This is a genomic window from Polaromonas sp. (assembly GCF_043778355.1).
Classification (GTDB): domain Bacteria; phylum Pseudomonadota; class Gammaproteobacteria; order Burkholderiales; family Burkholderiaceae_C; genus Polaromonas.
This window is the reverse complement of sequence record NZ_JAYWHI010000121.1, coordinates 35,227-47,086: the sequence shown is the minus strand read 5'-3', so window position 1 is coordinate 47,086 and position 11,860 is coordinate 35,227. Positions and strand designations below refer to the sequence as shown.

The 11,860-nt window shown below is 59.3% G+C and carries 12 protein-coding genes; all 12 read left to right on the top strand.

All coding sequences use genetic code 11. The features are described from left to right. The first annotated feature begins 46 nt into the window (after positions 1-46). The 12 genes from fabD (at position 47) to ACH2CW_RS17955 (ending at position 11,847) form a co-directional block, all read left to right on the top strand. Positions 47-997: an ACP S-malonyltransferase gene (gene fabD / locus ACH2CW_RS18010; protein WP_395060677.1), complete on the top strand. Its 951-nt coding sequence runs from the start codon at positions 47-49 to the stop codon at positions 995-997. A 78-nt stretch (positions 998-1,075) separates the two neighbouring features. Then, positions 1,076-1,822, top strand: coding sequence for a 3-oxoacyl-ACP reductase FabG (fabG, locus tag ACH2CW_RS18005; protein WP_395060675.1), 747 nt, complete (start codon positions 1,076-1,078; stop codon positions 1,820-1,822). 178 nt (positions 1,823-2,000) lie between these two features. Continuing rightward, positions 2,001-2,240, top strand: coding sequence for an acyl carrier protein (gene acpP / locus ACH2CW_RS18000; RefSeq protein ID WP_188705832.1), 240 nt, complete (start codon positions 2,001-2,003; stop codon positions 2,238-2,240). 84 nt (positions 2,241-2,324) lie between these two features. Continuing rightward, a complete protein-coding gene (fabF, locus tag ACH2CW_RS17995) occupies positions 2,325-3,569 on the top strand; it encodes a beta-ketoacyl-ACP synthase II (protein WP_395060673.1) in 1,245 nt (414 codons plus the stop codon). 54 nt (positions 3,570-3,623) lie between these two features. After that, positions 3,624-4,142 (top strand): hypothetical protein, encoded by a 519-nt coding sequence (locus ACH2CW_RS17990; RefSeq protein WP_395060671.1) that lies wholly within the window; start codon positions 3,624-3,626, stop codon positions 4,140-4,142. Beyond that, on the top strand, positions 4,139-4,774 hold the full coding sequence (gene rpoE / locus ACH2CW_RS17985) for an RNA polymerase sigma factor RpoE (protein ID WP_395060669.1): 636 nt from the start codon (positions 4,139-4,141) through the stop codon (positions 4,772-4,774). Before ACH2CW_RS17990 ends, rpoE begins: the two co-directional genes overlap by 4 nt. 98 nt (positions 4,775-4,872) lie before the next feature. Beyond that, positions 4,873-5,481 carry a sigma-E factor negative regulatory protein gene (locus ACH2CW_RS17980; protein ID WP_395060667.1) on the top strand — a complete coding sequence of 203 codons (609 nt, stop codon included), beginning with the start codon at positions 4,873-4,875 and terminating at the stop codon, positions 5,479-5,481. Positions 5,482-5,532: 51 nt separating this feature from the next. Beyond that, positions 5,533-6,549 carry a MucB/RseB C-terminal domain-containing protein gene (locus tag ACH2CW_RS17975; RefSeq protein ID WP_395060665.1) on the top strand — a complete coding sequence of 339 codons (1,017 nt, stop codon included), beginning with the start codon at positions 5,533-5,535 and terminating at the stop codon, positions 6,547-6,549. Positions 6,550-6,636: 87 nt separating this feature from the next. Continuing rightward, positions 6,637-8,094 carry a DegQ family serine endoprotease gene (locus ACH2CW_RS17970; protein WP_395060663.1) on the top strand — a complete coding sequence of 486 codons (1,458 nt, stop codon included), beginning with the start codon at positions 6,637-6,639 and terminating at the stop codon, positions 8,092-8,094. Between the two features lie 540 nt (positions 8,095-8,634). Beyond that, entirely contained in the window at positions 8,635-10,446 is a 1,812-nt protein-coding gene (gene lepA, locus ACH2CW_RS17965; RefSeq protein WP_395060661.1) for a translation elongation factor 4, read from the top strand. A gap of 11 nt (positions 10,447-10,457) precedes the next feature. Continuing rightward, a complete protein-coding gene (gene lepB / locus ACH2CW_RS17960) occupies positions 10,458-11,423 on the top strand; it encodes a signal peptidase I (RefSeq protein ID WP_395060659.1) in 966 nt (321 codons plus the stop codon). Between the two features lie 82 nt (positions 11,424-11,505). Further along, positions 11,506-11,847, top strand: a complete 342-nt coding sequence (locus tag ACH2CW_RS17955; protein ID WP_395060657.1) for a DUF4845 domain-containing protein — start codon at positions 11,506-11,508, stop codon at positions 11,845-11,847. The last annotated feature ends 13 nt before the right edge of the window (positions 11,848-11,860 follow it).

The window sequence follows — 11,860 nt, the reverse complement described above, 5'->3', positions numbered from 1 at the left end:
ACGCCTGTCCCTCATGGGCTGGCGGCCGATTTGATTAATAATTTCTATGAAACCTTTTGCTTTTGTTTTTCCGGGGCAGGGCTCGCAGACTGTCGGCATGCTGGACGCCTGGGGTGACCATCCCGCCGTGCGTGAGACGCTGCGTGAAGCCTCGGACGCACTCGGCGAAGATCTCGGCAAGCTGATCAACGAAGGCCCGAGGGAAGCGCTGGGTTTGACCACCAACACCCAGCCGGTGATGTTGGTGGCCGGTGTGGCCGCCTATCGGGCCTGGATGGCCGAGACCGGCGTGGCGCCGGCGGTGGTGGCCGGACATTCGCTTGGCGAATACTCCGCGCTGGTGGCGTCCGGCGTGCTGAGCCTGGCGCAGGCTGCGCCGCTGGTGCGTTTTCGCGCGCAAGCCATGCAGGATGCGGTGCCGGTGGGTGTGGGCGCGATGGCCGCCATCCTCGGCATGGAGGCTTCCCGTGTCATCGAAGGTTGTGCCGAGACGCTGCGCAGCTTCGGTCCGGGCACAGCCGAAGTGGTGGAAGCCGTCAATTTCAACGACCCGATGCAGACGGTGATTGCCGGCAGCAAGGCTGCGGTGGAAAAAGCCTGCGAAGTGCTCAAGGCCAACGGTGCCAAACGCGCCTTGCCGCTGCCGGTGTCAGCGCCGTTTCATTCGAGCCTGATGAAGCCCGCCGCCGACAAACTGCGCGAAAAACTCGCGGCAACCGTGTTTGCCGCGCCCATGATCCCGGTGATAAACAACATTGAAGTCGCGGTTGAAGCCGATCCCGACCGCATTCGCGCGGCCTTGTACGCGCAGGCCTTCGGGCCGGTGCGCTGGGTCGAATGTGTGTTGGCCATCAAGGCGCGCGGCATCACCACCGTGGTCGAATGTGGGCCCGGCAAGGTGCTGGCCGGCATGGTCAAACGTATTGATGCGGAGATGACGGGCGTGGCCTTGTTTGATCCGGAGAGTCTGAAGCAGGCGAAGGAGGCATTGGCATGAACGGCACCGGGCCGACCCAAGCCGTGAGCGCCCCCTTGGGGGCAGTGCGGCGGCATAGCTGCAAACGTGGGGGAAGTTATGTCTGATATCAGCTTTGAAGGCCAGGTGGCGCTGGTCACCGGCGCCTCGCGCGGCATTGGTGCGGCGATCGCGCTGGAACTCGCGCGACGCGGCCTGAAGGTGATCGGCACGGCCACCTCCGATGAGGGCGCGGCGAAGATCAGCCAGGCGCTCGCAGCGTTTCCTGGCTGTGCCGGCAAAAACCTCAATGTCAACGACGCAGCGGCCGCCGAAGCGCTGATCGACGCGATCGTGAAAGAGCACGGCGGGCTGCAAGTGCTGGTCAACAATGCCGGCATCACGCGCGACATGCTGGCCATGCGCCTGAAAGATGACGACTGGGACGCGGTGCTGGACACCAATCTCAAAGCCGTTTTCCGCATGAGCCGCGCCGTGATGCGCACCATGATGAAGCAGCGTTACGGCCGCATCGTCAGCATCACCTCGGTGGTCGGTGCGTCCGGCAATGCCGGCCAGGCCAACTACGCGGCCGCCAAGGCCGGGGTGGCCGGCATGACCCGCGCGCTCGCGCGTGAACTCGGCAGCCGCAACATCACCGTCAACTGTGTGGCGCCCGGATTTATCGAAACCGACATGACGGCCGGCCTGCCAGAAGAGCAACAAAAAGCCCTGTTGGGACAGATTCCGCTGGGCCACCTGGGTAAGCCGCAGGACATTGCGCATGCGGTGGCATTTGTTGCCAGTCCGCAAGCCGGCTACATCACCGGGCAGGAACTCCACGTCAACGGCGGTATGTATATGTGAAATCGACCAGCCGTTGCCGGCTGGCCCGGCGTCACCAGGATCATGAATAATGGGTGACGCAGAGCCGCTGGCAACTGCCGGAGTACAAGCCGGGTTTTTTCCGTCCGGCTGGCGGGTTGGGGAATCACCCCTAACAACGCTAAAATCACGGATTAATTTACAACCCTCAGAGGGACTTATGAGCGATATCGAATCACGTGTTAAGAAAATCATTGCCGAACAACTTGGCGTGGAAGAAGGCCAGGTCACCAATGAAAAAGCCTTTGTGGCCGATCTGGGCGCCGACTCGCTTGACACTGTCGAATTGGTGATGGCTCTGGAAGATGAATTTGGTATCGAGATCCCGGACGAAGACGCCGAGAAGATCACGACCGTCCAGAACGCGATCGACTACGCAAACACCCATCAAAAAGCCTAAAGACCCCGGTTTTTACCCCGGTCTTTTTTCATCCCGCCTGGAAAGCCGTATCCGGCTTTCCAGGAATTTCTTCAGGATTTGCGCATGAGCCGTCGTCGCGTTGTTGTGACAGGTCTGGGATGTGTCAGCCCGGTGGGTAACACCGTGGCCGACTCCTGGGCCAACCTGCTGGCAGGCAAACCGGGCATCGACTTCATCACGCAGTTTGACGCCAGCAATTTCGCCTGCAAGTTTGCGGGCGAGGTCAAAAGTTTCAACATCACGGATTACATCCCTGAAAAAGAAGCGCGGCACATGGACCGCTTCATACATCTGGGCCTGGCGGCGGCCTTCCAGGCCGTGGCCGACAGCGGTCTGCCCACCGGGGACGCCCTGGGTGATGAGGAGGCGACACGCATCGGCTGCAACATCGGCTCGGGCATCGGCGGTTTGCCGATGATCGAGCAGACCCACACTGAACTGATGAATCGCGGCCCGCGCCGTATTTCACCGTTTTTTGTGCCGGCCTCCATCATCAACATGATCTCCGGCCATGTGTCCATCCAATTCGGCTTCAAGGGCCCCAACATCGGCGTTGTGACGGCATGTACCACGGGCCTTCACGCGATTGGCCTGTCGGCGCGCATGATCGAGTACGGTGACTGCGACGTCATGGTGGCTGGCGGCGCGGAAGCGACCGTGTCCCCGCTGGGCATGGGTGGTTTCGCTGCAGCACGTGCCCTGTCGACCCGCAACGATGACCCGAAAACCGCTTCCCGTCCGTGGGACAAGGACCGCGACGGCTTTGTGCTCGGCGAGGGCAGTGGTGTGCTGGTGCTCGAAGAGTATGAACATGCCAAGGCGCGTGGCGCGAAGATTTATGCGGAGCTCACCGGCTTTGGCATGAGCGCTGACGCGTACCACATGACGGCACCCGATGTGGACGGCCCGCGCCGCTCCATGGTCATGGCCCTGAAAAACGCCGGCATCAATGTCGACGCCGTGGGCTACCTCAATGCGCATGGCACGTCCACGCCGCTGGGCGACCTCAACGAGACCAACGCCATCAAGGCGGCGTTTGGTGACCATGCCAAAAAGCTGGTGGTCAGCTCGACCAAGTCCATGACCGGGCATCTGCTGGGCGGCGCTGGCGGCATCGAGTCGGTGTTCACCGTGTTGGCGCTGCACCACCAGAAAATTCCGCCGACCATCAACATCTTCAACCAGGACCCCGAGTGCGACCTGGACTACTGCGCGAACACCGCGCGTGATGCCAGCATCGATGTGGCGGTCAAGAACAATTTTGGTTTCGGTGGCACCAATGGCACACTGGTGTTCAAGCGGGTTTGAAGCCCTTTTTTTCTTACACCTCAGCATCCAGCGCCATCACTTCCCGTTCCGCCCATGCATAACGCCCCGCCGGTTGCCTATCCGCTGGGGCGTTCGCATTTTCAGGGTATGGTCCTGGCCGCCGTCTGGCTGGCTGGCTTGCTGGTGACCGCTGGCTGGTGGTTGATCGCCCCCGGCTTTGACTGGCGCATCGGCCTGGGCGTGGTTGCGGTGGCGGCAACCGGCGCAGTCGCCTGGCTGTGCTGGCGCAGTGCACCGGTCGGCCAGTTGCATTGGGACGGCCAGGTGTGGCGATGGGAAAGCCCCAGCTATCAGGCTGGGACACCGGTGCTGGACCTGTCGGTGGCGTTGGATCTGCAGCGCACCCTGCTGATCCGGCTGGACAACCACGATCACGCCACCTTGTGGCTGTGGGCCCACCGCGGGGCTCTTCCCGAACGCTGGCTGGATTTGCGACGTGCTGTATATTCGCGGCGCAAGGCACGGCCTGGTGGCCTGCTACCTGACAAGTCCATCCCTTTAGCCGCAGCGGACTTTTCCGTCGAAGCCGACCCGCCACGTCCTTATCCATGAGCGCAGAAATTCCACCTTCCGAGCCAGCCACAGCCGGCGACAGCGACGCCGTGTTGGTCGAGCGCACGGTGGCGGGCGACCAGAAGGCGTTTGAACTGCTGGTCATCAAATACCAGCGCCGCATCCAGCGCCTGATCGGTCGCATGGTGCGTGATGTCGACCTGGTGGAAGACATTGCCCAGGAAACCTTTATCCGCGCTTACCGCGCGCTGGCCCAGTTCCGCGGCGAGGCGCAGTTCTACACCTGGCTCTACCGGATTGCCGTCAACACCGCCAAAAAAGCCTTGATGGACCTCAAGCGCAATCCCACGGTCTCGGAAAATTCGTTCAAATCCGGCGACGATGATGAAACTTCCCCGCTGGAAAACGAACTAACAAGTTCAGAAACCCCCGAAGCCGTGCTGGCCAGCAAGGAAATTGCCCAGATGGTCAATGCGGCGATGGACGCCTTGCCTGAGGAGTTGCGCCAGGCCATCAGCCTGCGGGAAATCGAAGGTTTGAGTTATGAAGAGATCGCGGAGGCGATGAATTGCCCTATTGGCACTGTGCGGTCCCGGATTTTCAGGGCACGGGAAGCGATCTCGGACAAGATCAAGCCCTTGCTGGAGAACCAGTCGGGCAAGCGTTGGTAGGAAGCGGACCCGTGACGCGACAGGTGTTGATATCAGCGACTTTTATTGGAAATCAGAGCAAGTAATCAAATTGGCACAGACAGTTGCCCACGAACACCATGAAACCGACAACGCAAAACCCTGAATTGATTTCTGCTCTGGCCGACGGCCAACTGGCAGGCGAGGACCTTGCGGCTGCGTTGGCGCTTTGTGAAACCGACGGACAGGCACGGACGAGCTGGGGAGCCTACCACCTGATCGGCGACGTGTTGCGTTCGCCCGGCTTGGTACCACAGGCTTCGGATGATGCGTTTGTGATGCGTCTGCGCGCGCGCCTTGTACTTGAGCCGGTGTTGGCCGCTGTCCCTGGTTCGACGGTGTTGGCTCAGGGCTCTGTGGTGACCGTGCCTGAACGTCAGGCCGCCAACGATGCGCGGTTTAGCTGGAAACTCGTCGCTGGTTTTGCTTCGCTGGTGGCAGTGGTTGCGGTGGGCTGGAATGCAGGCTCCGGTTTGTTGTCGCCGTCTGCTGCGCCGCAACTGGCTCGCTCAGAGCCTTCGCCGCAGCAGGTACTGGTCATGTCCGCGCAGGGCCCTGTGGTGCGTGATGCGAGGCTGCAGGAGTTGCTGGCGGAACACAAGCAGTTTGGCGGCCTTTCTGCCTTGCAAATGCCATCGGGGTTTCTGCGAAATGCCACGTTTGATGCTACCCAGGGCGAGCGGCGCTAGCGCCAGGGCGCCTGCAAGCTGCATCACCGGCTCCAACCTGCTCTTCAAGTCATGAATTCCAAGCTTTTTCGCCTGCTAGCCCTGATGGGGTGTGCGCTGTCTGCTACTGCTTACGTAGCGGCGCAGACCCAGCCACCAACGCCGGTTCCCCCGGTGCAGGCAGCGCAGACCAAAGACATCAACGAATGGTTGATGCGGATGCACGAGGCGTCCAGAAACCGGTCCTATGTGGGCACCTTCGTTGTGTCTTCCGGTAATGCCTTGTCCAGCGCCAAAATCTGGCATGTCTGTGACGGCACACAACAAATGGAACGGGTGGAGTCACTGACCGGCCCGCCGCGCTCGACCTTCCGCCACAACGACCAGGTCGTGACTTTCATGCCGGAGCAAAAGCTGATACGCGCCGAAAAGCGCGAATCGCTGGGGCTCTTTCCTGCCTTGCTCAAGTCTACCGGCAGCCAGATTGGTGATTTTTACCAGGCCCGGCAGGAAGGCCGTGAGCGGGTCGCGGGTGTGGATGCCGATGTGATTGCGCTTGTTCCCAAAGACGCCATGCGGTTTGGTTACCGTGTCTGGGCCGAGCAAAAGAAGGGGTTGGTCGTCAAACTGCAGACCCTGGATACCGATGGCAAGGTGCTGGAGCAGGCGGCCTTTTCTGAGTTGCAGTTCGACGCACCCGTCAAGATTGAAAAACTCGCCCAGATGATGAACAAGGTCGACGGCTACAAAGTCGAGCGGCTTGGCCTGGTCAAAACCACTGCCAGCGCGGAAGGTTGGGCTCTGAAGAAACCAGTGGCCGGCTTCACACCCATGAGTTGTCACAAGCGCCCGCGCGGCGCGCAGGCTGGCGAAGCGCCAATGCAGTGGGTTTTTTCCGACGGGTTGGCATCGGTTTCGATTTTTGTTGAACCGTTTGACGGCCAGCGCCACACCAAGGAGTCCCGGATGTCGCTCGGTGCGACCCAGTCCCTGACCCGGCGGGTCGAGGCCCACTGGCTCACCGTGATGGGCGAAGTTCCGATGGCCACGCTGGGCTTGTTTGCCGATGGTCTTGAACGCAAGAAATAGCGCCCCATTTTTCTATTGGTCTCCCGTCTGGTGGCGGGAGACCTGGCATCCGTGTTTGCTGTTCTGACAATTTTTCAAAGGCTGATGATGCATCAATCGATCTGGAAACAATGCCGCTCCCATCTCGCTGCCGTGGCGCTGGCGCTGGGCGCCACCTTAAGTCTGATGCCTGGTCAATCTGTGATGGCGCAAGTACGCGGCTTGCCCGACTTCACCGACCTGGTGGAGGCGGTTGGCCCGTCTGTCGTCAATATCAGGACGCTGGAAAAAGTCAAAGCCGGCGCGGCTGGTGGCGCTGACGAGCAGATGCTTGAGTTCTTCAAGCGTTTTGGCATTCCGGTTCCGCCGAACATGCCGCGTGCGCCGCGTCCGGATCGCTCGCAGCCTGACGAGGACCAACCGCGCGGTGTCGGTTCGGGCTTCATTCTGAGCTCGGACGGGCTGGTCATGACCAATGCCCACGTCGTTGACGGCGCCGATGAGGTGCTGGTGACGCTGACCGACAAGCGCGAATTCAAAGCCAGGATTATTGGCACCGACAAACGCACCGACGTGGCGGTGGTCAAGATCGAGGCGACCGGTTTGCCGGCCGTCAAGATTGGGGATATGAACCGGCTCAAAGTCGGTGAGTGGGTGATGGCCATCGGCTCGCCTTTTGGTCTGGAAAACACGGTGACCGCCGGCATTGTCAGCGCCAAACAGCGTGACACCGGCGACTACCTGCCCTTCATTCAGACCGATGTGGCCATCAATCCCGGTAATTCGGGTGGCCCGTTGATCAACATGCGTGGCGAGGTGGTTGGCATCAACAGCCAGATTTATTCGCGCTCCGGTGGATTCCAGGGCATCTCGTTTGCCATCCCGATTGACGAAGCCACACGGGTGGCGGACCAGTTGCGCAGCACCGGGCGGGTTACGCGCGGGCGCATCGGTGTACAGATTGATCAGGTCAGCAAGGATGTGGCTGAGTCCATCGGCCTGGGCAAGGCCCAGGGCGCGCTGGTGCGTGGCGTTGAGGCTGCCTCACCGGCGGAGAAGGCGGGTATCGAGGCGGGCGACATTATCACCAAATTCGAAGGCAAGGTGATCGAGAAAGCCACGGATCTGCCGAGGATGGTCGGTAACGTGAAGCCGGGCACCAAATCTACCGTGACTGTTTTCAGGCGCGGGGCAACACGGGACGTGAGTGTGATCATCGGCGAAGTTGAAGCGGAGAAACCCGTGCGCAAGGCGCAGGCGCCCGAAGTCAAGCCGCCAGTGGCCGGTCCTGCGCAAGCCATGGGTTTGATGGTCAGTGAGTTGCCCGAGGCGCTCAAGAAAGAGCTCAAGCTCAAGGGCGGCGTCAAGGTGGATGCCAGCGAAGGTGCTTCCGCCCGCGCTGGGTTGCGCGAAGGCGACGTGATCCTTGCCATCGCCAATACCGAAGTCAGTGGCGTGAAAGACTTTGAAGCAGCACTCGCCAAAATTGACAAGGGCAAACCCATCAATGTGTTGTTCAGGCGCAGCGAGTGGACCCAGTACGCCTTGATTCGTCCAGCCCGATAAGCACTGTGGGCAGAGGCGTCGCTGGCGCCCTTTAATCCGGCCCCATTCCCTACCGGGTTTGGGGTTTTGGTTTTGAAGTGAAATTTTTCTTCCAAGAAATAAATATTCGCTGCATTCAACATCAAATAGATGTTTGCGTTCACTAACATTTATATGCATCTAAGGACCTATTTTGGTAGAATGAGGCCTTGGTTTGGGTTGATTCAAATATATCGACCCTCAAAAAATTTCTGTTCTGGCATGAATTAACTCCATTCACTGCTGATCCACAGATCACCCACAAGTTGTCCAGAGCCTTCCTGTTAAAATTGTGAACAAGCTGTGTGTAAGTTTCATGTTGCTGCCTTGCAACGGGAAAAATTTGGCAATTTTGAGGCTATGCGTCGCTGGCTTTTTGCCTACAATGAAGTTTCCAGCTATCGCAGTTGCCATAGATTGTTGGTTCAGGGCGCGTCACCAGTGACGCGCCCTTTTTTATGTCTTTCGCGAATGCGCACCGCGCTCTTCGCAATACTTTCAAGCACTTAGGCGTTCCCGTTGATGAATCACATCAGAAACTTTTCGATCATTGCGCACATTGATCATGGCAAATCCACACTTGCTGATCGCATCATCCAGCGTTGCGGTGGTTTGCAGGATCGCGAGATGAGCGCGCAAGTGCTTGACTCCATGGATCTGGAAAAGGAACGTGGGATAACCATCAAGGCACAGACCGCCGCGCTCAAATACAAGGCACTCGATGGCCAGGTTTACAACCTCAACCTGATCGATACCCCCGGCCATGTGGACTTCTCTTATGAGGTGAGCCGATCACTCTCGGCGTGCGAAGGTGCGCTGCTTGTTGTCGATGCAAGCCAGGGCGTGGAAGCGCAGACCGTCGCCAATTGCTACACCGCGCTCGAGCTCGGCGTCACGGTGGTGCCGGTGCTCAACAAGATGGATTTGCCGAATGCGGACCCCGAAAACGCCAAGCAGGAAATCGAGGATGTGATCGGCATCGACGCGACCGATGCGATTCCGTGCTCGGCCAAAACCGGCATGGGCATCGACGAAATTCTGGAAGCCGTCATTGCCCGCATGCCGCCGCCGCAAGGCAACCCGGACGGACCGCTGCGCGCGATGATTGTGGATAGCTGGTACGACGCTTACGTCGGCGTGGTCATGCTGGTGCGCGTGGTCGATGGCCGGCTGGCCAGAGGAGAACGTATCAAGCTGATGGCCAGCGAAGCCACCTACAACGCCGAGCAGCTCGGGGTATTCACCCCGCATACCGAACAGCGCCCCGCGCTGGAGGCCGGCGAGGTCGGGTTCATCATCGCCGGCATCAAGGAATTGCAGGCGGCGCGCGTCGGCGACACCGTGACCCTGATCAAGACCGGTACTGGCGGCGCGGCAGCCACGGCCACCCAGGCCTTGCCGGGCTTCAAGGAAATCCAGCCGCAGGTGTTTGCCGGCCTCTACCCGACCGAAGCCAGCGAGTACGACTCGCTGCGTGATGCGCTGGAAAAGCTCAAGCTCAACGATGCGTCATTGCATTACGAGCCGGAAGTCAGCCAGGCGCTGGGCTTTGGCTTTCGCTGTGGGTTTCTGGGCCTGCTGCACATGGAGATCGTCCAGCAGCGGCTCGAGCGCGAGTTCGACCAGGACCTGATCACCACCGCGCCCAGCGTGGTGTATGAGGTGCTGCAGACCGACGGCAGCGTCATGATGGTCGAGAACCCGTCCAAAATTCCCGATGGCGGCAAGGTCAACGAGATCCGCGAGCCCATCGTGACGGTGCACCTGTACATGCCGCAGGACTATGTGGGCGCCGTCATGACCCTGGCCAATGTCAAGCGCGGGGTTCAGCTCAACATGGCCTACCACGGCAAGCAGGTCATGCTGACTTACGAAATGCCGTTGGGCGAGATCGTGCTGGACTTCTTCGACAAGCTCAAGTCGGTCTCGCGCGGTTATGCCTCCATGGACTATGAGTTCAAGGAGTTCCGTGCCTCCGACGTGGTCAAGGTCGATATTTTGCTCAACGGCGAGAAGGTCGATGCGCTGTCCATCATTGTTCACCGCAGCCAGTCGGCCTACCGCGGCCGCGCGGTGGTGGCCAAGATGCGAGAGATCATTTCACGCCAGCAGTTCGACGTGGCGATCCAGGCCGCCATCGGGGCCAACATCATTGCGCGTGAGACAATCAAGGCGCTTCGCAAAAACGTGATTGCCAAGTGTTACGGTGGCGACATTTCACGCAAGAAAAAGCTTCTTGAAAAACAAAAAGCGGGCAAAAAACGCATGAAACAAATCGGTTCTGTTGAAGTGCCCCAAGAAGCCTTCCTGGCCATCTTGCAGGTAGAAGAATAATGCTGGGCTTTATGAGTACGCTGACCGCGCTGGTGCTGGCCGTGTTTGTCGGTTACGGCGGCGCCTGGTATTTCGGCATGGTGGAAGGCAATTTTTCCCTGTTGCTGTTCCTGGCCACTGCGGTCACCGGTCTGTACTGGCTTGCCGAGAAGTTTTATTTCTGGCCGCAGCGCCGCAAGGCCGCCATGGCCGTGGACGCACAAGCCACGCAGCGGCGCGCAGAACTTGCTACGCAGGGCATCCATCAGGTCGACAACCACACTGGCGAAGCCCAGGCGCGTCTGCTGGCGCAGCCCTGGTGGCTGGACTGGACCGCCGGCCTGTTTCCGGTCATCGTGGTGGTTTTTTTGCTGCGCTCATTTCTGTTCGAGCCCTTCAAAATTCCGTCGGGCTCGATGATTCCCACGCTGCTGGTGGGTGACCTGATTCTGGTCAATAAATTTCACTACGGCGTGCGCTTGCCCGTCATCAACACCAAGATACTGGACAACAACAGTCCCCAGCGTGGTGATGTGATGGTGTTTCGTTATCCGCCCAAACCCAGCCTGGATTACATCAAGCGGGTCGTGGCCTTGCCTGGTGACGAGGTGGCCTACCTGAACAAGAAGCTGACCGTCAACGGCAAGCCTTTACCCAAAGTGGCACTGGCGGATTTTTTTGATGAAGACGCCTTGCGTTATGCCAAGCAGTTCCAGGAAACCAGCGGCGGCAAGAGCTACCGCTTGCTCAATGACATGGACCGGCCCGCCTTCATTGCTGGCGCGGACGACTTCCCTTACCGGCAGAATTGCCGTTACAGTAGCGAAGGTGTCGTTTGCAAGGTGCCCGAAGGGCAGTACTTCATGATGGGTGACAACCGCGACAATTCGCTGGACTCCCGCTACTGGGGGTTCGTCCCCGAGAAGAACATCGTTGGCAAGGCCTTTTTTGTCTGGATGAATTTTGGTAGTCTCAAGCGGATTGGAAAAATTGACTGAGCACACACGGCCAGCCGTGCTGCAACCTGCAGATCAATCAGATCAGGGGATACAACTTGACGTTACTGGAGTGGAGAAACACATGAACAATCGACAACGTGGTATTTCCTTCATTGGAGTTCTGTTTGTGGTCGGCGTGCTGGCTTTTGCCGGCATCATTGCCGCTCAGGCCTTCCCCACGGTGCTTGAGTTCCAGGCCATCACCAAAGCCGCCACCAAGGCCAAAGACGGCGCTTCAGTGGCAGAAGTCCGGACCATTTTTGACAAGGCCGCCCAGATCGATGACATCAAGTCCATCACTGGAAAAGACCTCGAAGTTGGCAAGGAAGGCGACAAGACCGTTGTCAGCTTTGCCTACAACAAGGAAATCCATATTGCCGGGCCGGCTTTCCTGCTGATCAAGTACGCAGGCCGATCCAAGTAAGTGCGTGCCAATG

Coding starts and splice junctions, on each gene's coding strand:
- fabD (WP_395060677.1), top strand. CDS start 47: ATGAAACCTTTTGCTTTTGTTTTTCCGGGGCAGGGCTCGCAGACTGTC.
- fabG (WP_395060675.1), top strand. CDS start 1,076: ATGTCTGATATCAGCTTTGAAGGCCAGGTGGCGCTGGTCACCGGCGCC.
- acpP (WP_188705832.1), top strand. CDS start 2,001: ATGAGCGATATCGAATCACGTGTTAAGAAAATCATTGCCGAACAACTT.
- fabF (WP_395060673.1), top strand. CDS start 2,325: ATGAGCCGTCGTCGCGTTGTTGTGACAGGTCTGGGATGTGTCAGCCCG.
- ACH2CW_RS17990 (WP_395060671.1), top strand. CDS start 3,624: ATGCATAACGCCCCGCCGGTTGCCTATCCGCTGGGGCGTTCGCATTTT.
- rpoE (WP_395060669.1), top strand. CDS start 4,139: ATGAGCGCAGAAATTCCACCTTCCGAGCCAGCCACAGCCGGCGACAGC.
- ACH2CW_RS17980 (WP_395060667.1), top strand. CDS start 4,873: ATGAAACCGACAACGCAAAACCCTGAATTGATTTCTGCTCTGGCCGAC.
- ACH2CW_RS17975 (WP_395060665.1), top strand. CDS start 5,533: ATGAATTCCAAGCTTTTTCGCCTGCTAGCCCTGATGGGGTGTGCGCTG.
- ACH2CW_RS17970 (WP_395060663.1), top strand. CDS start 6,637: ATGCATCAATCGATCTGGAAACAATGCCGCTCCCATCTCGCTGCCGTG.
- lepA (WP_395060661.1), top strand. CDS start 8,635: ATGAATCACATCAGAAACTTTTCGATCATTGCGCACATTGATCATGGC.
- lepB (WP_395060659.1), top strand. CDS start 10,458: ATGAGTACGCTGACCGCGCTGGTGCTGGCCGTGTTTGTCGGTTACGGC.
- ACH2CW_RS17955 (WP_395060657.1), top strand. CDS start 11,506: ATGAACAATCGACAACGTGGTATTTCCTTCATTGGAGTTCTGTTTGTG.